The organism is Sulfuricella sp. (assembly GCF_035531155.1).
Lineage (GTDB): Bacteria > Pseudomonadota > Gammaproteobacteria > Burkholderiales > Sulfuricellaceae > Sulfuricella.
Genome location: NZ_DATKTK010000007.1, coordinates 1 through 19,048, shown reverse-complemented (window position 1 = coordinate 19,048; position 19,048 = coordinate 1). Strand labels below are relative to the sequence as shown.

Here is a 19,048-nt window from a genome sequence, read left to right as displayed (position 1 = left end):
TCCACTAAACTCGAATCAGCCCTGAATTTATCACACTTGCCATGTCCCCACTACCCGCACCCGACCCGGCCGCGCTGGAATACAGCGAAAAAACTTCTGCCCTGATCAGGGGTGAAATTGAATCCGCCGGCGGCTGGATTCCCTTCAGCCGCTTCATGGAGCTGGCCCTGTATGCACCCGGCCTCGGCTACTACAGCGCCGGCATGCACAAATTCGGCGCAGCAGGCGATTTTGTCACCGCCCCGGAAATCTCCGCCCTGTTTGGCCAGGCCCTGGCGCAGCAAGCCGCTCAGGTACTCAGGCGCACCGATGGAAACATCTTGGAAATCGGCCCCGGCTCCGGCCGCCTGGCTTTCGACCTGCTCTCGGAACTGGAGCGGTCGGGGCAGTTGCCGGAGCGGTATTTCCTTCTTGAAGTGAGCGCTGACCTGCGCCAGCGCCAGCAACATCTGCTGGCGCGGTTCGCACCGCGAGTCGAGTGGCTGGACAGACTGCCCGCTTCCTTCTCCGGACTGATCATCGGCAACGAAGTGCTCGATGCGATGCCGGTACACCTGGTCGCCTGGGGTGAAGATAGCCTCTTTGAACGCGGCGTGGGCTTGGAGGACGGCCAGTTCTCCTGGAGCGAGCGCAAGCTGACATCGGGAGAACTATTCGACATCGCCGCCAGCCTTGCCCCCACCCTAACCCTCCCCCGCAATGCGGGGGAGGGGGAAAATTACGTCAGCGAAATCGCCCTCGCCGCACGCGGTTTCATTGCCACTCTCGCCAGGTTGCTGGAGAAGGGCGCGATCCTGATGCTGGATTACGGTTTCGGACAAAACGAGTACTACCATCCCCAGCGCAGCTCAGGCACCCTGATGTGCCACTATCGCCACCACGCCCACGACGACCCGTTTTATCTGCCGGGCCTGCAGGACATTACCTCCCATGTGGATTTCACCGCCATCGCCGAGGCCGGCGTCAGGCATGGCCTGAAGCTTCTGGGTTATACCAGCCAGGCCCATTTTTTGATCAACTGCGGCATCACCGACTTGCTGGCACGCCTCTCGCCCGAGCAAGCGAGTGCTTACCTGCCGCTCGCCGCCCAGGCACAGAAGCTGCTCAACCCGGCGGAAATGGGCGAACTGTTCAAGGCGATTGCCTTGGGCAAGGGTGTGGACATGCCCCTGCTCGGGTTTGTGCGCGGCGACAAGAGCCGCATGCTCTGATCATGAAACCTTTGATCAAGACCGCCCTCTAACTTGCGCTGCTTGCTGCAGCCGCCGCAACCGGCTTTTTCGCCTACAGCAAAACCCGCATCACCGTGGCGTTAGAACACACCAACCAGAACTTCGCTTTATGGCGCCAACTAAAACCCCGCCAAAGGGAGCCATCATGCTGGAACTACGCCGTATCACCAAATCGTATGTGAGCGGACGACATGTACTGACAGATTTGTCCTACACGCTCGCAGCGAGCGAATACGTTGCAGTCATGGGCGAGTCGGGCGTCGGCAAATCGACCTTGTTGAATCTCATCGCCGGACTGGATACACCGGATTCGGGAGAAATTATCATCGACGGCGTGCCCATGTCGTCGCTGGATGACGATGCGGCGACGCGGCTGCGACGCACGAAGATGGGCTTCATTTTTCAGGCATTTCATGTGCTGCCACATTTGACGCTGCTGCAAAACGTCGCGCTACCTTTGCTGTTGAATGGAGCAAGCACCCAGAGAGCGGAGGAAATGCTCGCCGCTGTCGGCCTGCACGGGCGCGGCAACGATTTCCCACATCAACTATCGGGCGGCGAAATGCAGCGTGTCGCCATCGCCCGCGCGCTGGTACATCGCCCTACACTGGTGCTGGCCGACGAACCGACCGGTAACCTCGATCCGGACACGGCGCATGGCGTGCTGATGTTACTGCGCGCAGAAATCAAGGCGAATGGTGCTTCCGCCATTATAGTCACGCATTCCGATGCGGCTGCCGCAACGGCGGACCGGGTGCTGGTGCTGACCAGCAATGGGTTGCACCCCGCTTCATGAATATGCGCGTTAATCTCCTTTCCCGCTGGTTGCTGCTTGGCGAATGGCGCGCCTATCCGCTACGCGCGATGGTAGCCATCGGTGCGATTGCGCTGGGCGTGGCCCTAGGCTTTGCGATTCATCTCATCAATGCAGCAGCCTTCAATGAATTTTCCGCTGCGGTAAAAAGCCTGTCGGGCCAGTCAGACATGGAAGTGCGCAGTACGCAAACCACCTTTGACGAGCGGTTCTACCCGCTGCTGGCGCAGCATGAAGGCGTTGCGCTGGCCAGCCCGATTCTGGAGCTGGACGCGGTGGTTCCAGGAGAAAGAAGTCCGTTGAAAATCCTCGGCCTCGACATTTTCCGCGCCGCCTTAATCGCGCCCGATTTCATCGGCATCCCGGCAGAGGACAAACCATTCGACACGCTGGCCGATAACGCCATTTTTCTTTCCCCCGCCGCGATGGAATGGTTGAAGGTAGGACAGGGCGACTTGCTGCCCCTGCGCGCCGGCACGCAAACCATCGCGCTACGGGTCGCAGGCAGCCTGGTGCATGCCCGTGCCGGACAGCGCATTGCAGTGATGGACATTGGCGCGGCGCAGTGGCGCTTCAACCGCATCGGACAACTCTCGCGCATCGAATTGAAATTGACCGAGGGCGTTAATCGCGACGCCTTCAGAGCCGCGCTGGCGCAAGAGATGCAGGGGCAATTAATGGTGACGCAAACCCAGGATCAGGAAGCGCGCACCGCCAAAATGTCACTTGCCTATCGCGTCAATCTGAATGTGCTGGCGTTGGTCGCACTGTTTACCGGCGCATTTCTGGTGTTCTCGACCCAGGCGCTGTCGGTGATTCGCCGCCGCAGCCAGTTTGCACTGCTACGTGTAGTCGGCCTGACCCGCGCGCAACTCCTGCGGCAGGTGCTGCTGGAGGGCGCGGCATTGGGCGTGCTGGGCTCTTTGTGCGGCATCGCTGCAGGCTATGCGATGGCGGCGGTGGCGCTGCATTTTTTCGGAGGGGATTTGGGGGGCGGCTATTTTCCAGGGGTTAAACCCACGGTGCATTTCACGCCGATTGCGGCGGGCGTGTTTTGCCTGCTGGGTTCCGTGGCCGCCTTATTGGGCTGCGCCGCCCCAGCCTGGGAGGCGGCGCGCGCCCAGCCGGCGCAAGCGCTTAAATCCGGCAGTGAAGAAGGCGCGCTGGCGAAACTCGCCAACCCTTGGCCGGCAGTAGCCGCGCTGGCGTTAGGCGCGCTATTGACGCAAAGCCCGCCGGTAGGCGGTTTGCCGATTTTTGGTTATGCCGCGGTCGCACTGTTGCTGATCGGCGCCATTGCGCTCATGCCGCGTCTGTCGGCCAGTATTTTCAGGCTCGCCAATCTCAAACCCATGTCCAATCCCGTCGCCGCCCTGACGCTGGCCAGACTGGCAAACGTGCCGAACCAGGCTTCCATCGCGCTGGGCGGCGTGCTTTCCAGCTTTAGCCTGATGGTGGCAATGGCAATCATGGTTGCCAGCTTCAGAGTGTCGGTGGATGAATGGCTGACGCATGTGTTGCCTGCCGATTTGTATGTCCGCTCAGCGCTGAGCGGCAATACTGGTTCGCTCGACACCGAGGCGCAAACAGCCATTGCAACAGCGCCTGGTATTGCCCGTGCCGACTTTTTGCGCCAATCGCAATTGACGCTCGATCCAGGCCGACCCGGCGTGGCGCTGATTGCGCGACCGATTGATGTGCGCGACCCCGGTAAAATCCTGCCGCTGGTAAGCCGGGCCCTCGTGCCGCAGAACGCGCTGCCGATCTGGGTGTCGGAAGCAATGGTGGATTTGTACGGCTATTCCGTCGGCATGCACGTGCGCCTGCCCATATACGGGCAGGTACGCGATGCCGTCGTTGCTGGCGTGTGGCGCGACTATGCGCGGCAATTCGGCGCGATCCAGATGCGGCTGGCGGATTATCAAGCTCTGTCGGGTGACAAGGAAATCAACGATGCGGCGCTCTGGCTGCAGCCGGGTGTGACGCCGGCGCAAGCCATCGCCACATTGAAAAAATTGCCTTTCGGCACTGCGCTGGAATTCGCCGAGCCGGGCGATATCCGTGCCACCAGCCTGAAAATTTTCGATCGCAGTTTCGTGGTGACTTATTTGCTGGAAGCCATTGCGATTGTCATCGGCCTGTTTGGCGTGGCCGCGACTTTTTCGGCGCAGACCCTGGCGCGGGCAAAAGAGTTCGGCATGTTGCGCCACATCGGGGTGACGCGCCGGCAAATTATCGCCATCCTGGCGCTGGAGGGCTGCCTGTTGACCGTAATCGGCATCACGGTGGGATTCGTGCTGGGCTGGGTCATCAGTCTGATTCTGGTATTTATCGTCAATCCGCAGTCATTCCACTGGACCATGCAGCTGCATCTGCCGTGGGGATTGCTGGCGTCTGTGGCGGCGGCCTTGCTGGTGTCCGCCGCCCTGACTGCGCTGGTGTCGGGGCGCTATGCGCTGTCGGGCAATGCGATTCGCGCGGTGAGCGAGGATTGGTGATGCGGCTTTTATGCTTTCTATCTTTGCTGCTGGTGCAGTTTTCTGTCGCCGCGCCGCCGCAATTTTCCCGGGTGACACCTGATCAAACCCTCAGTTTCCCGGCTGATTTCGGTGCGCATCCCAACTTTCGCACCGAGTGGTGGTATGCGACCGGGTGGCTGGAAACGGCAGATAAAAAGCCGCTTGGCTTCCAGATTACCTTCTTTCGCTTTGCCACCGAGTTTGATGCGGCCAACCCCAGCCAATTCGCACCGAAGCAAGTCATCATCGCTCATGCCGCCTTGTCCGACCCGGCCCTTGGCAAGCTCTTGCACGACCAGAAAAGTGCGCGTCAAGGGTTTGGTCTGGTCTATGCAAAACCCGGCAATACCGATGTCAAGCTGGATGGCTGGCGTATTTTCCGTGATGAAAACGGCCAGTATCAAGTGAGCGTAAAGGCGCGCGACTTCACCCAAAATTTATTGCTCATCCCGTCGCAAGCCCCGATGTTGCAAGGCGATCACGGCTTTTCCCGTAAAGGCCCCAAACCGGAGCAAGCCAGCCACTATTACAGCGAGCCGCAACTGCGCGTTGCAGGCAGCATAACCCGCAATGGCAAACCCACTGCCGTCACAGGCTCCGCCTGGCTCGATCACGAATGGTCCACCAGCGTACTGGATGCGAACGCGGTCGGTTGGGATTGGGTCGGGGCCAATCTGGATGACGGCGGTGCGCTGATGGCCTTCCAAATTCGCGATAAAACCGGCGCGCAGGTCTGGGCGCATGCGGCGTTGCGCGACGCTACCGGCAAGATCACGCAATTCAAGGCAGAGGCCATGCACTTTATGCCGCAGCGCCGCTGGCGCTCCCCCCGCACTGGGGCAACCTATCCGGTAGCAATGCAGATTCATACCGGCTCAACTGTGTGGCAGTTAACACCATTGCAAGACGACCAGGAGCTCGATTCGCGCCGGTCAACGGGAGCAGTCTACTGGGAGGGTGCCGTTAGCCTCAGCCGTGACGGCAAACCTGCAGGCCGTGGTTACCTTGAAATGACCGGGTACGTTAAACCCCTAAGATTTTGATTCATCCGGGTTTTCTGTGGGCAAAGCCGAAACCATGCGCTGCACCTCCCTATCCCTTGAAGGGAGAGGGTGAGCACATTCACCAAAAATCGGCAGCAGGGCGAGTACGGACAGACGCTCGACAGGCGTTCCGCCATTCCTGGCGGATGAGCCGACCGGCAACCTGGACACCCGAAACGGCCAGATCGAATTCGACATCTTCCGGAGGCTGGCCGAGGAAAAGGGCCAGGCCGTCATCACCGTGACCCACGACGGGCAGTTGTCCGCCCTGACCTAGCGTCAAATTCATCTGGTGGATAGGAAAATCACTAGAATTTAAACCGGGATCGTCAGGCGCGCCTCCGTGCCGCCGCCTTCCCGAGCCAGCAATTCTATTTTCCAGCCATTGGCGTCCGCCAGCTGGCGGGCAATGGCAAGACCCAGACCGCTGCCCCCGGTCGCGCTGCTACGCGATGACTCCAAACGGTAAAACGGCCGGAACACTTTTTCCGCCTGATCGGGCGGAATCCCCGGCCCGCGGTCGAATACGCTGATTCTGGCCCATTCTTCCGCACAATCGCAGGCAATGCTGACCGGTTTGCCGCCGCCGTAGCGCAACGCATTTTCGATCAGATTGGAAAGAATACGGCGTAACGCCACCGGTGCCACCTCCCGGATACAGGGTGGCTGCGCCCGCCATTCAAGCGCCGTGCCTTGCGCCAGATCGCCGAGCAGCGCCGCCAGATCCACCGACCGCTTTTCCTCCTGACCCAGGCCCTGGGCAAGTTCCAGAAATCCCCCGATCAGCCGGTTCATTTCCTCCATGTCGCGCTCCATGCGAGCGATTAGCGCCGGATTGGCATTTTCCGGCATCATCTCAAGGCCAAGGCGGAGGCGCGCCAGGGGGGTGCGCAAATCGTGGGAAATTCCCGCCAGCAGGGTGGTACGGTTGTCCATCAGCGCCTTTACCTGGCGGGCCATGCGGTTGAAGGTCGCAGCCAGGGCAGCCAGCTCGGTCGGCCCGGACTCCGGCAGCAGTTCCGGGGTCAGGCCCTCCCCGACACTTGCCGCTGCATCGGCAAGCCGCGCCAACGGGCGCGCGATGCGCCGCGCCAGCACCAGAGCGGTCAACGGCACGAGAATCACCCCCGCCACCATCACCAGTACCAGCGCCAGCATGGGATGAATGCCGAGCCGATCGAGGGTGAAGCCGATCCGGATCATCTGCCCGCCAATCGGAATTTCCGCCCACATCCACTGCTTTTCCCAATGGGTGACCTTGACGTGAATCGGCACCCCGACACGCTCCGTCAACGCGCTCTCCAGCAAATGCAGATAGGGCAGAAATTGCCCCTTATCCGGTAGCGGGGTATATACCTTGAATAGCCACAGGTCGTGGCTCTTGGCCAGTTCGTCCTCGAAGTCCCGGCGCGTCTCGGGGGGCAACTCGACCCAGGTCTGGGCGGAGAGCACCATCAGCGCCGCCAGATCGTCAGCGGAACGCCTGGCCATCGGCAGGAATACAGTCGCCACCGCCACCACCAGCACGACCAGCTGGAACGCCAGCAGGACCGCCGTCAGTGTGGCGGCGGTCCTGCCGAACAGGGTCGCCGGGCGACCCGGCCAGAGTTTCATGCCGCGCCCCCCTCCGGTGAAAACAGATAACCTTGCCCCCATACGGTGCGGATATAGCGCGGCTCTGCCGGGTCAGCCTCGATCTTGCGGCGCAACCGTGTCACACGCACGTCGATGCTGCGGTCGAAGGGATTACGCTCAAAGCCCTTGATCAGGTCCATCAGATGGTCACGCGACAGCACCCGGTTGGAATGTTCAACGAAGATGCGCAGCAGCGCGAATTCGCCACTGGTCAAGGCGACCGCTTCACCACCCCTGACCAGTCGACGGCGTTCAGGGTCGAACTGGAAAGGCCCGAAACAGTAGCTCACCGGCTGCACCGATTCCTTCGCCTCCCCGCGCCGGCGCAGTACTGCCCGGATCCGAGCCAGCAGTTCGCGGGGATTGAATGGCTTGGCCAGGTAATCGTCGGCACCCACCTCCAGCCCAACGATCCGGTCGATCTCCTCGCCACGGGCCGACAACATGATAATCGGCAAATTGCCGCGCACCCGCAGCCGGCGCGCCAGACTCAAACCGTCCTCGCCGGGCAGCATCAGATCGAGAATCACCAGATCGGTAGACTGCTCCGCCAGGTAAGCCTCCATCTCCGCCCCGTCCGCCACCGCACCGACCGCGTAGCCCTGCCCGGTCAGATAGTCGGTAAGCAGTTCCCGCAAACCGGCATCGTCATCCACCACCAGAATGTGCACTTTGTGTTCGTTCATCCTAGAAACCTCAGTTGGGCGGGGTGGAGTGTGCGGTTTTTGCGAGTTTTCGCCTGACGGCGAAATACCTGCTTACCCCAATTGGGGTGCAGGGCAACGCACAACGAAGCGGAATGGTCGTTCCATTCCAAGGAGTTGCACCCGTAAAGGGCGTCCCCGCCGGGAGTGGCAGCAAAGCTGCTCGCTCCGGCGAGATAACGCCGCCATGCGCCGCAAAAACCGTGCAATCCACCCCGTAGCGGACTCACCAACCGGGTGAAACGGTAAATCATGAAGAAGTTTATTGGAAGCACAGTATTAAATGTCCAGTCGAGCGGTCAACTGAGGTTTCTAGGATCATGGCCCCAATATACAAAACAACCCGGCCTGCCGCCATGCTTCGGCGCAATTCGTAACACATTGTTACATTTTGCCAGCGTCCGGAAATGCTTCTGAAACGTCTAAGGGGGATGATGCACACCATGGATTCAACCGACAACACAAGCCAGCCGCCATCGGAGCGCGCCATTAATAACCCAGGCTTCATCGCCGCACCCCTGCTCGTTATGGCACTACTGGTCAGTGCTGGCGCAGAGGCAAATGAGGTTCCACCCCAGGATCTCCCGCAACAACTGGCGCAAAACATGAGCGCTGAAGACCGTGCCGCCCTGCGCGAGCAACTGGGCAGCCGGATGCGTGAAACCAGCCCGGCGGAACAGGCATTGATGCGCGATTCCGCCTATGACGGCAGAACACGCATGGAAAATGGCGAAACGGCCAGGCCGGAGCGGCGCAGCGGCAGGAACGAAGGCGGCTACGGCCGCGGTCACGAATCTCGCCAGGGCGGCGGCAGTGGCATGGGAGGCGGACGGGGGCTTAGCCACTAAATCATCCAGCGCAATGACCTGAACCAAGAGAGCAGAAAATCAAACAAGGGGCATCAAAAATGCGCAAATTACTCACTTTCGCCATTGCTGCAACAACCGGACTGACCGGCCTTTCCACAGCAGCGGACTTCACCGAATCCGCACCGGTCATCTCCAGCACTCCGATTTACCGCCAGATCTCCGAGCCTCGCCAGGAATGCTGGACGGAAACGGTTAGCTCCGGCCCGATGCGCCAGGAAAGATCCTATGGCGGCGCCGTCATCGGCGGCCTGGCGGGCGCACTGCTGGGCAGCCAGGTCGGACAGGGGAACGGACGCACGGCTGCCGCCGCGGCGGGCGCAGCCACCGGAGCGCTGGTCGGCGACCGAATGGACAACTCGGCGCAGGAGTATGCGCCCAGACAGGTTCAGCGCTGCCGTCAGATCGAAACATCGCGCCAGGAGGTATCCGCCTACAACGTAGTGTACCGCTTCCACGGCAGGGACATCACCACCACCCTACCCTACAACCCGGGTAGTTATGTCCGGCTCGGCGTCAACGTCCTCGGCGCCGGCAGCTAAGATTTTTATCATCCTGCAAAAGGAGAAAACATGCGTAAATCCACATTAATCGTCGTACTGGCTACCATGGCTCTGGGCATTTCCACCGTTACCTTCGCCCGTGGTGGCGGAGGAGGAGGAATGGGCGGCGGGACGGGTCAGATGGGCAACCGGGATTCCGCCAATCCAGGCGCTGCCGAGAACACCCAGCGCAAGCAGGAACGCATGCAACAGCACGAGGAGGAGCGTACCCAAGAGCACACCCAGGATCAAAACCAGGAACAGACCAGGACGCGCACCCGCGAACACCAGCCGCAAACGGGTACGGCCGTGGCACCTCAATAACCGACTGAAATCAGCCCCGTTCGCGCCACGTTCAGGGCTGGCGCATCCTTCCTCCCCTTTGCCCGGCTTCGCGCCGGGCTTTTTTTGTCCGGCGCGATCGCAACGCCATCTCTTGCAAGTTGTTGCGTAATTACATAAAGTGAGCCCCTCAAGAACATCCACGGAAAAGCTCAAGATGGGCAGTCTGCGGTATCACGCAAGATGGTTTGTTGCGCTGTTCGCTCTGCTGCTTCCGTTTCAGAGCGCGACTGCGGAAACAGTCGAGGCAAAGCTCCCCACCGGCATCATCGCCACCGCCGACTTCCGCGCCGGCCAGCCAGCGCGTCCCGCCGTCCTGCTGCTGCATGGCTTCCTCCAGACCCACCACGCACCGCCGACAAGTTCCCTGGCGAACACCCTGGCCAACCAAGGCTACACCGTGCTGACCCCCACCCTTTCTCTCGGCATCAACCAGCGCTCCCAAAGCCTGGCATGCGAGGCAGTGCATGCTCATACCATGGACGGGGATGTCGCAGAAATCGGCTTCTGGGTGAACTGGCTGGCCCACAAAGGGTACAACAGCATCGCGCTGATCGGCCACAGTGCCGGGAGCTCACAGATTCTTCAGTACCTCGCGCAAAAACCCAGTCCGGCGGTAAAGAAAGCCATTCTCACCAGCCTGACCGCCTTTCACAGCGAAAGCGCCGAGCGCCAGACCGCCGTCGAACGGATGAAAACCCTGCTGCCGGCAGACGAGAAAGACCTGGGGCGCTTCACGCTGTCCTATTGCAAAAAGAATTATGTCGCCCCCCCGCGTGCCTTCCTGTCCTACGCCGCCTATGACGCTGACAAGACTCTCAAGCTCCTCGGCAAAACCAGGGCATTGGTGGAAGTCGTCATGGGCGGCACCGACACCACCATGAATGCGGACTGGCTTGGAAAAATCAGGCGCTGCGGCGTGCCGGTCACCGTCATCGAGAAAACCGGACATTTCTTCGATGGCGAGCAAGAGCTGGACTTGGCGGACAAGACCGAATCCGTGCTGAAAGCTTTGCCGGTGATGAGATAGGCCATGCCGATCCAACGAAAACTCCGGCAGCGTTTCTGGCCCTTCACGATCAAAGCCTATGCCCTGGGATTCATCATTTTGATCTCTCTCGTTTTCGGCGTCTTGGGTTGGGCCCTGCAGGCCAAGCTGGACGCTATCCGCAGCGAGTCGCAAAAACACGACATGAGCGCAGCCCGCGCGGAACTTGCGCGAGTCACCGCCCGCATCATCGATGAAGTGAAACAGCGCACCAAGAATCTTGCCGGCCAGGACGAAACCCGTCAGCAACTGGCCGACCCGGCCTATTACGGGTACTGGCGCGATAACCGGGCCCTTCGCGGCGGGGTGCTGCCGGACTACACGGAGGCGGTCGAAATCTATACCCGGCAGGGCACCGCCCTCGCAAAACATCCGATCAACAACATGCCGCAAACCATCACCAAACGGGATCTGACCAGCTTTCTTGCCGACGAAAGCGGCCGTGTTTATCTCTACGTTTTTCTACCTATTCTCGCTCACGACGACCACGCCATCTCGGAGCTGGGCCACATCGGCATCAAGCTCGACTTCCTTCGCTCCATCAAGGAAGAGCAGCGATTCAGCCATGTCGATGCGGACAGCGTGCAGGCCCGGATCAACGGCAGGGAACGGCTGCAGACCGAGCAGATTGGCGAGCGGCTGACGTTCAAACTCATACCCAACGCGGAGAACGCGGCAATCGTCAACACCGTTATCCAGTTCAAGCAAGGCATCATTTTTGCGCTGCTCATTCTGTCTCTGGCTTTTTTCTTCCTCCTGAATTCCCTGCTGGCAGCACCGCTGCGCCGCCTGTCGCTGCATATCGACGCCCGGCGCGAAGGGCATGGCGGGCTGCTGGCGGAGAGCTTTACCCGCAGCCTGCCGGTGGCCGAACTGGAAAATGTGCGCGCCTCCCTGAACGACTACCAGAGCAGGCTGGAACAGATGAACCGCAGCCTGGACGAAAAAAACGATGAGCTTTCGCTACTGGCGCATCACGACCCCTTGACCGGCATCTATAACCGGCGCGGCTTCGAAGAGGATTGGGTGCGCGTGATCTCGGTGGCGGCCGGCCATCGGCTCGGCGTGTCCCTCGTCCTGTTCGATTGCGATCATTTCAAGGCAATCAACGACACCTACGGCCATCAAACCGGCGACCAAGTCATCCAGGCGATCACCCAGGCTTTGCAAAAAACGCTGCGCCATGGCGACCGCCTTTACCGCCTGGGCGGCGACGAATTCGCGACCCTGTTTCTGGACATCGGACCCGGTCTCGCCCTGCAGACCGCGGAGCGGTGCATCGAAGCCGTCAGTCAGCATGACTTTTTCAGCCTGGGCATCAAGGAACCGGTGCGCATCAGCGTCGGCATTGCCCATGCGGAAGGCAACAACAAGGATGCCCTCGCCACCCTGCCGAAGCAGGCCGACACCGCCATGTATCACGCCAAGCGGCCAGGCAGGAACAAGATCGCGGTTTACGATAACAGCATGACCAACGACGCCGACATCCTGTACTCGACCGGGGTGAACAACGCGGTTTTCGAGGCAATCGCGACAGGCGAATTGATCGAAATGCACTACCAGCCGGTAGTTAACCTGGCCAACGGCGAGGTGGACTACTATGAGGCCCTGGTGCGCATCCGCGACGGCCTTGGACTGATCATGCCCTCCTCGATCTTCCCTATCATCGAGGCACGCCGGCTTGAAGCGGAACTCGACCTCGCCGTCATCGGCTGCATCGAAAAAGATCTCGAGCAGGGCAAGATTCCACCCCGGACCGGCATCTCGTTCAACGTTTCCGGCCCCGGCGTGATCAACCCGAAAATTATCGGGAAGCTCCTGGCACTGGGCCGCTACCTGGATCGCTACCATCTGATCATAGAAGTCACTGAAACGGCGTTAATCACCCAGCTCCATCGGGCCTCCGCCAACCTCAACAAACTGCGGCAGGATGGTTTCAAGATCGCTCTCGACGACTTCGGCAGCGGCTATTCATCACTCGGTTATCTGGCCAACATGCCGGTCGACATCATCAAGTTCGACATCTCCATGGTTCGCCATCTCGATGCCGGCGGCCGGCAAGGCCTCATCGTCGAGAACCTGGCCGCCATGATCATCAAGGCAGGCTATCACCTGGTCGCCGAGGGCATCGAAACCGAAAAAACCTTGCAAAAAATCGTGGGGAGCGGCTTTTCGCGTGGGCAGGGCTATCTGTTCGGACGCCCGGAAAATACCTGCCGGGACGCCGCCAAATTTTCATTCTTCAACAAAACCGAGTGAGATCACCATGTCGCAAACCAAAATCCTGCTGGACGAAGCCGAAATCCCAACCCACTGGTACAACGTCGTCGCCGACATGCCCAATCCACCCGCTCCGCCGCTAGGGCCGGACGGCAAGCCGATCGGGCCGGAAGCCCTCACCGCCATCTTTCCGATGAGCCTGATCGAGCAAGAAATGTCCGCCCAGCGCTGGATCGAAATTCCCGAAAAGGTGCGCGAAATTTATCAGTTATGGCGGCCCTCGCCGATGTTTCGCGCCCACCGGCTTGAAGCGGCGCTCGGCACCCCGGCGAAGATTTATTACAAGTACGAAGGCGTTTCCCCTGCCGGATCGCACAAACCCAACACCGCCGTGGCCCAGGCCTATTACAACGCGGAAGCCGGCATCAAGCGCATCGCCACCGAAACCGGCGCCGGGCAGTGGGGCTGCTCGATGGCGCTGGCGGGGCAGATGTTCGGGCTCGAGGTCCGGGTCTACATGGTCAAGGTCAGCTACGGACAGAAGCCCTACCGCCGTTCGATGATGCAGACCTGGGGGGCGGAAGTGTTCGCCAGCCCGAGCATGGAAACCCACACCGGACGTGCCGCGCTGGCCGCCGACCCCGACAACCAGGGCTCGCTCGGCCTGGCGATCTCGGAAGCGGTGGAGGATGCCGCCTCTCGCGCCGATACCAACTATGCGCTGGGTTCGGTGCTCAATCACGTGCTGCTGCACCAGACCGTGATCGGCCTGGAAGCCAAAAAACAGTTCGAAAAGGTCGGCGATTACCCGGACATGATCTTCGCCCCCTGCGGCGGCGGCTCCAACTTCGGCGGCGCAGCCTTCCCCTTCTTCGCCGACAAGGCTGCCGGCAAAAACGTGCGACTGGTGGCGGTGGAACCCACCTCCTGCCCGACGCTGACCCGCGGCCATTATGCCTACGACTTCGGCGACACCGCCAAGCTTACGCCGATGATGCTGATGTACACCCTCGGCCACGACTTCATGCCGCCCGGCATCCACGCCGGCGGCCTGCGTTACCATGGCGACTCGGCCCTGGTGTCGCAGCTCTACCACGAGAAACTGATCGAGGCGGTGGCGGTGCCGCAGCTGGCCACCTTCCAGGCCGGCGTCACGTTCGCCCGCGCCGAGGGCATCATCCCTGCGCCGGAATCCAACCATGCCATCGCGGCCTGCATCGACGAGGCATTGCGCTGCAAGGAAAGCGGCGAGGCGAAGACGCTGTTCTTCAACCTCTCCGGCCACGGCCACTTCGACATGGGCGCCTACGACAGCTACTTCAGCGGCAAGCTGGAGGACTTCGCCTATCCCGAGGAGGCGATCAAGGCCGCGCTGGAACGGCTGCCGAAAGTCGGATAAGAAGTATTTTGCGGAGAACCGTGCGCTTAGCCTGAATTCGCATAGGAAAGTACTGGAACTACGAAGCGGGATGCGAATCTAATTTTTTATTAGCCAGTTTGGAGGCTGCCATGATTCGCGTCCTTCTCGCCACCACGCTCCTGCTCCTGCTCACCGCCTGTGCCACCACGCCCGCGCCCATTGCCCGAGGTCCGTTTGCGCCTGTTTCATTGAAACAGGCACTGTCCAATGACGCGGTGGGAAGCCGCGTGCGCTGGGGAGGAATGATTATCAGCGTAGCCCCACTCAAAACCGAATCCTGCTTTGAAGTATTGAGTCGCCCGCTGGACAGCGATGGAGCGCCCAAGCAAACCGACCAGACGGAGGGACGGTTTATCGCCTGCGGTGCAGGATTTTACGATCCCGCCGCTTACCCGGCCGGCAGGGAAATCACCTTTATCGGCAGCGTGCAGGCGCCTGCACAATGCAAAATCGGCACCTATGAGTTCAGCTGCCCGCGGCTTGCGATCGAATCGCTATATCTGTGGCCGAGACTGGAACCCCGCCATGATTACTACCCTTATTATTACGACCCGTTCTGGGGGCCGTGGCCCTATCGGTATCCCTACTGGCGGTACTGAAGCTGGCCACTTGCTTGAGTATCGCTGTGCCAGCCCGCCGGTTTAACCTGTCCAATTTTCGCGCCAGGATTTGATTGCCGCCAGCCGCGCCTCGTACACCCGGTCGCGGATTTGCGCCGGGTCGGCGCACTGCCGGGCTACTGCGCCGGCATCAACCGCCTGAGCGGTCTTGAGTGCCTCGCGCAGGAAATCGGCCGGCTCGAATACCGCGTCCTGGTAGCCGAGCCGGCCGCAACAATCGGCGGTGCAGGCCAGAAGAAAGGCTTCGAAGCGCCCTGGCTGGCGCAGCGCATCGGTTTCCAGCAGCAGCTTGAGCAAGGTCTCGGGACGCAGCTCGAAAGCACGCAGCGGAACGCCGTGAAAGCGCGCCACCACCAGCGCCAGTTCGCGGCAATCGTTAGGCACCCGCAGACGCTGGCACAGGATCTTCACCAGCTCGAAGCTGCGCGCTTCATGGTCGATGTGGCGCGGCCACTCCGCGTGCGGCGTGGCGCCCTTGCCGAGGTCGTGGGTGAGCGCTGCGAAGCGCACCGGCAATTCGTAGTTCTGGGCGGCGGCGTAATCCACCACCATCATCACGTGCACCCCGGTATCGATCTCGGGGTGGTATTGCTCGGTCTGCGGCACGCCGAACAGGGCGTCCAGCTCCGGCAGGACGCGGGCCAGCGCGCCGCACTCGCGCAGCGCAAGGAACATGCGTGACGGGATCCTTTCCATCAGGCCGCGTGACAGCTCCTGCCACACCCGCTCCGGCACCAGCGCATCGACTTCGCCGTTGGCGGCCATTTCCCGCATCAGAGCGAGGGTTTCCGGCGCGATGGCGAAGCCGAAACGCGCTGCGAAACGCGCCACCCGCAACACCCGCACCGGGTCCTCGACGAAAGCCGGGCTGACGTGACGCAGGATGCCGGCCTTGAGATCGGCCGTGCCGCCATAGGGATCGATGAACAGACCGGCTTCATCCTTGGCGATGGCGTTGATGGTGAGGTCGCGCCGCGCAAGATCCTCCTCCAGCGTCACCTCGGGCGTGGCAAAAACCTGGAAGCCCTTGTAGCCGCGCGCAGTCTTGCGCTCGGTGCGGGCCAGGGCATACTCCTCGTGAGTCTGTGGATGAAGGAATACCGGAAAATCCTTGCCCACCGGTCTGAACCCCTGGGCCACCATTTCCTCCGGCGTCGCGCCGACCACCACGTAGTCGCGGTCGGCAACCGGCAATCCGAGCAACTCGTCGCGCACCGCACCACCGACGGCGTAGATTCTCAATGCTTGTTCTCGTCGATAAACCGCTTGAAGCGCGGTAGCGCGGGTGCGGCCAGGTATTGTGGTGCCACCGCCTCCAGAGCGGCTGGCTGGATTCCAAACACTTCGGGGAATGGGCAGCCGCACACCGCGTCGGTTTTCAGCGTCAGGTAGTTGTCATGGGTCAGCATCTTTACCGGCATCAGACCCAGCAGAATGGCCTGCAGCGAGGACATCTCATCGGACAGCGGAATGACCGTACGTTTGAGACCCTTGACCCTGGCGACGAACTCGACCAGTTCCTGCAAGGTATAAACCGTCGGACCGCACAGTTCGTAGCGCTGGCCGAAGGTAGCCGGGTTGTTCAGGCTGGCGACATACGCATGGGCCACATCGCCGACATACACCGGCTGGAATTTGGCATTCGGGCTGCCGAGAGGGAAAATCGGCGCCCAATAAAGCAGGCGGGCGAACAGGTTGAGAAAGCTGTCCTCCGGGCCGAAAATCACCGACGGACGGAATACCGTCACCGCCAGATACTCGCCGTGGGCCGCCAGCACCAGCGCCTCGCCTTCCCCCTTGCTGCGCTGGTAGCGGCTCAAGCCGTCCGGATCGCCACCGAGGGCACTCATGTGCAGCAACCGCTTCACCCCTGTCGCCCGGCAGGCTTCCACCACCTTGCGCGGCAACTCCACATGCGCGCGCTGGAAGGCGCCGCGCTTGTGCTCATGGAGAATGCCGACCAGGTTGATCACCGCATCCACGCCCTGAAACAGCCCCTTGAGCACATCCGGATCGTGGACATCCGCCTCGACCAGCGTCACCGTCGGCAGCACGCTCAGATGCTTGGCGTGGTTGATGTTGCGGTAGGGCACGTACACTTCGTACCCCTGCTCGCACAGCCGGCTGACCACATGCCGGCCGACAAAACCACCTCCACCAAGCACACAAACTTTCTTGATTTCCATTGTTTTTCTCCTTATTCACAAGCCGGTGCGCGCTCGTCATCGCCGCCGCATTCAATTTTTCCGCTTCCTGACGTAATCGTACCCAGCCGCTGCTTCAATGACTGCAGTTGCTGGCCGAAACGGTTGCCATAGTAGACGGCGTTGCTCATGACTTTCTGCACATAGCCACGAGTTTCCGTAAACGGGATGGTTTCGGCATAGATCGCGCCTTCCATCGGGGTGGCGCTGCGCCAGTTGATGGCGCGGCGCGGGCCGGCATTATAGGCGGCGGTCGCCAGCAGCGGCTGGCCGTCGAGCTTGTCGAGCACATACTTGAGATAATAGGTGCCGAGCGCCACGTTGGTATCCAGCTGGTTGACCAGCGACTGGCTGAAGTTCTTCATCCCGATGCGCTTCGCTACCCAACGCGCTGTTCCCGGCATCAGCTGCATCAACCCCGATGCGCCGACGCCTGAACGCGCCTGCTGGACAAAGCGGCTTTCCTGGCGAATCAGGCCATATACCCAGGCCTCGTCCAGGCCCACCTGTCGCGCTTGCTCCTGCATCACGTCGCGGTGGGGCGAGGGAAAGCGCAGACTGAAATCATGCAGCTGCTGGGTCTTGTCCGCGGTGCTGATGGCCCGGTCATACCAGCCGTGGCGCTGCGCCACTTCCGCAGCAGCCAGCAGGCGCCGGTCGTCGAACCCGCGCACCGCCCACATCCACTCGCGGTTGGCCTCGTAGCGCAGGTTCATCTCGTACAGCGCCAGCGCACGCTGGATTGCAGGCAGCTTCTCCATCGCCTTTATCTCGTCGTTTCCTGCCTTGAAGCTCTCAACAGGGGAACTTGCCACCACGCCCAGCTCCCCAGCCGCAAGCTGGCCGTAATAATTAAATTCCTTCGATAGCGGCGCCAGGATCGCATTGCCTTGGACCAACTTGCCCTGCGCCCTGAGGACACGCGCCTTCCAATAGCGCCAGGAGCCCTGGTTCTGCTCCGCTTCCGACATGGCGGCGATGGCGGCCTGCACCTCCGGCCAATTCTGCTCACGCAAGGCCGCGCGCACCTTCCAGGCGAGCTGCAAATCGGAAAGACGAGTCCCGGCTGCCTTGCCGAACCAGGCCAGCGCGGCCGGATCGTGCTTGCGCGCGGCGTGGAATGCCAGCTGACCCCAGCCATAAGCCTGTTCTTCCGCGCTGAACCTGACGTACAGCGAATTCCAGTAAGGCAACGCCTGCTGCGGCTGGCTGCGCGCCACGCGGGACAGGGCGAACAGGGTCAGCTCCCGGCCGGCACGGGTCTTCAGGTCAACCGGCAGCTTGTCGAGAAAGGCGAGCGGATTTTCCGCCGCCCGCTCCAGCTCGCGCAGGGGAATCTCCTGCTGGCCTGGGAAGTAGCGCGCAACATGCTTCGCCACGCTGACATTACCCGCCTCCAGGGTAAGCCTCAAACGCGCCCACACATCCTCCACGGTGAGCAGGCCGTTGGTCGCCAAGGCATCGGACAGCGGCAGGCAGCTCGCCGGCTGCTCTTCGGCGTTGAACCAGTAGGGCTTCGCCTCCGCCAGCGCGGCGCTGTCTCCCAATGCGAGTCGCGCCTGCAAGTCATAGCAGAGCAGATCCGAGTCCTTGGTGATCAGCGCGGGGTACTCGCTCATGAACAGTTCCCAGCGCTGGTTTTTTGCCAGCATCCGCAGCCATTCGGCGAGCAGCCGGTCAGCCAGGAAACTGTCCCCATTGCGCTGGATAAAGCCTTTGATCTCGTCCGGGCTCGCCTCCTTGAGGTGCAACATGAGTTGCATATAAGCGACGAAGGGCTCCAGCACATGGCCTTGCAAGCGTGCGGCCATGGTATCGAAACGGGAAATATTGCCCGAC

General features: G+C 61.2%; 17 protein-coding genes. 11 read left to right on the top strand and 6 right to left on the bottom strand.

All coding sequences use genetic code 11. From position 1 onward, the window contains the following. The first annotated feature begins 41 nt into the window (after positions 1–41). The 4 genes from VMV64_RS02665 to VMV64_RS02650 all read left to right on the top strand — a co-directional run bounded on the left by VMV64_RS02665 (position 42) and on the right by VMV64_RS02650 (position 5,608). The gene (locus VMV64_RS02665) at positions 42–1,211 is read left to right on the top strand and encodes a class I SAM-dependent methyltransferase (protein WP_325328405.1); all 1,170 of its coding nucleotides are present in this window, start codon (positions 42–44) and stop codon (positions 1,209–1,211) included. 166 nt (positions 1,212–1,377) lie between these two features. Then, a complete protein-coding gene (locus tag VMV64_RS02660; protein ID WP_325328404.1) occupies positions 1,378–2,028 on the top strand; it encodes an ABC transporter ATP-binding protein in 651 nt (216 codons plus the stop codon). A 2-nt stretch (positions 2,029–2,030) separates the two neighbouring features. Then, entirely contained in the window at positions 2,031–4,544 is a 2,514-nt protein-coding gene (locus tag VMV64_RS02655) for an FtsX-like permease family protein (RefSeq protein ID WP_325328403.1), read from the top strand. Beyond that, positions 4,544–5,608, top strand: coding sequence for a carotenoid 1,2-hydratase (locus tag VMV64_RS02650; RefSeq protein ID WP_325328402.1), 1,065 nt, complete (start codon positions 4,544–4,546; stop codon positions 5,606–5,608). The genes VMV64_RS02655 and VMV64_RS02650 overlap by 1 nt, the downstream gene beginning before the upstream one ends. 79 nt (positions 5,609–5,687) lie before the next feature. Here the strand turns inward: VMV64_RS02650 and VMV64_RS02645 are convergent, their stop codons facing one another. From VMV64_RS02645 to VMV64_RS02635, 3 genes are read right to left on the bottom strand one after another with little or no spacing between them, the layout of a single operon-like run. Then, on the bottom strand, positions 5,688–5,897 hold the full coding sequence (locus tag VMV64_RS02645; protein ID WP_325328401.1) for a hypothetical protein: 210 nt from the start codon (positions 5,895–5,897) through the stop codon (positions 5,688–5,690). A 26-nt stretch (positions 5,898–5,923) separates the two neighbouring features. Further along, complete coding sequence (locus VMV64_RS02640; RefSeq protein ID WP_325328400.1) at positions 5,924–7,222, bottom strand: ATP-binding protein; 1,299 nt, start codon at positions 7,220–7,222, stop codon at positions 5,924–5,926. Next, positions 7,219–7,929 (bottom strand): response regulator, encoded by a 711-nt coding sequence (locus VMV64_RS02635; protein WP_325328399.1) that lies wholly within the window; start codon positions 7,927–7,929, stop codon positions 7,219–7,221. Before VMV64_RS02635 ends, VMV64_RS02640 begins: the two co-directional genes overlap by 4 nt. 461 nt (positions 7,930–8,390) lie before the next feature. On the opposite strand from VMV64_RS02635, the gene VMV64_RS02630 reads away from it, so the two are divergent. The 7 genes from VMV64_RS02630 to VMV64_RS02600 all read left to right on the top strand — a co-directional run bounded on the left by VMV64_RS02630 (position 8,391) and on the right by VMV64_RS02600 (position 14,984). Then, positions 8,391–8,795 carry a hypothetical protein gene (locus tag VMV64_RS02630; protein WP_325328398.1) on the top strand — a complete coding sequence of 135 codons (405 nt, stop codon included), beginning with the start codon at positions 8,391–8,393 and terminating at the stop codon, positions 8,793–8,795. Between the two features lie 59 nt (positions 8,796–8,854). Then, on the top strand, positions 8,855–9,355 hold the full coding sequence (locus VMV64_RS02625; protein WP_325328397.1) for a glycine zipper 2TM domain-containing protein: 501 nt from the start codon (positions 8,855–8,857) through the stop codon (positions 9,353–9,355). A 30-nt stretch (positions 9,356–9,385) separates the two neighbouring features. After that, positions 9,386–9,679, top strand: a complete 294-nt coding sequence (locus tag VMV64_RS02620) for a hypothetical protein (protein WP_325328396.1) — start codon at positions 9,386–9,388, stop codon at positions 9,677–9,679. A 175-nt stretch (positions 9,680–9,854) separates the two neighbouring features. Next, complete coding sequence (locus VMV64_RS02615) at positions 9,855–10,727, top strand: alpha/beta fold hydrolase (protein WP_325328395.1); 873 nt, start codon at positions 9,855–9,857, stop codon at positions 10,725–10,727. Positions 10,728–10,730: 3 nt separating this feature from the next. Next, complete coding sequence (locus VMV64_RS02610) at positions 10,731–13,004, top strand: bifunctional diguanylate cyclase/phosphodiesterase (RefSeq protein ID WP_325328394.1); 2,274 nt, start codon at positions 10,731–10,733, stop codon at positions 13,002–13,004. A gap of 7 nt (positions 13,005–13,011) precedes the next feature. Next, positions 13,012–14,364, top strand: coding sequence for a TrpB-like pyridoxal phosphate-dependent enzyme (locus VMV64_RS02605; RefSeq protein ID WP_325328393.1), 1,353 nt, complete (start codon positions 13,012–13,014; stop codon positions 14,362–14,364). 110 nt (positions 14,365–14,474) lie between these two features. Continuing rightward, positions 14,475–14,984 (top strand): Slp/YeaY family lipoprotein, encoded by a 510-nt coding sequence (locus VMV64_RS02600; protein WP_325328392.1) that lies wholly within the window; start codon positions 14,475–14,477, stop codon positions 14,982–14,984. A gap of 42 nt (positions 14,985–15,026) precedes the next feature. Here VMV64_RS02600 and VMV64_RS02595 read toward each other — a convergent pair whose 3' ends face one another. The 3 genes from VMV64_RS02595 to VMV64_RS02585 all read right to left on the bottom strand — a co-directional run. Next, positions 15,027–16,247 carry a multifunctional CCA addition/repair protein gene (locus VMV64_RS02595; RefSeq protein ID WP_325328391.1) on the bottom strand — a complete coding sequence of 407 codons (1,221 nt, stop codon included), beginning with the start codon at positions 16,245–16,247 and terminating at the stop codon, positions 15,027–15,029. Further along, positions 16,244–17,191: a complex I NDUFA9 subunit family protein gene (locus VMV64_RS02590; RefSeq protein WP_325328390.1), complete on the bottom strand. Its 948-nt coding sequence runs from the start codon at positions 17,189–17,191 to the stop codon at positions 16,244–16,246. The genes VMV64_RS02595 and VMV64_RS02590 overlap by 4 nt, the downstream gene beginning before the upstream one ends. 11 nt (positions 17,192–17,202) lie before the next feature. Further along, a partial coding sequence (locus VMV64_RS02585; RefSeq protein WP_325328389.1) for a lytic transglycosylase domain-containing protein occupies positions 17,203–19,048 on the bottom strand: 1,846 nt, incomplete at its 5' end.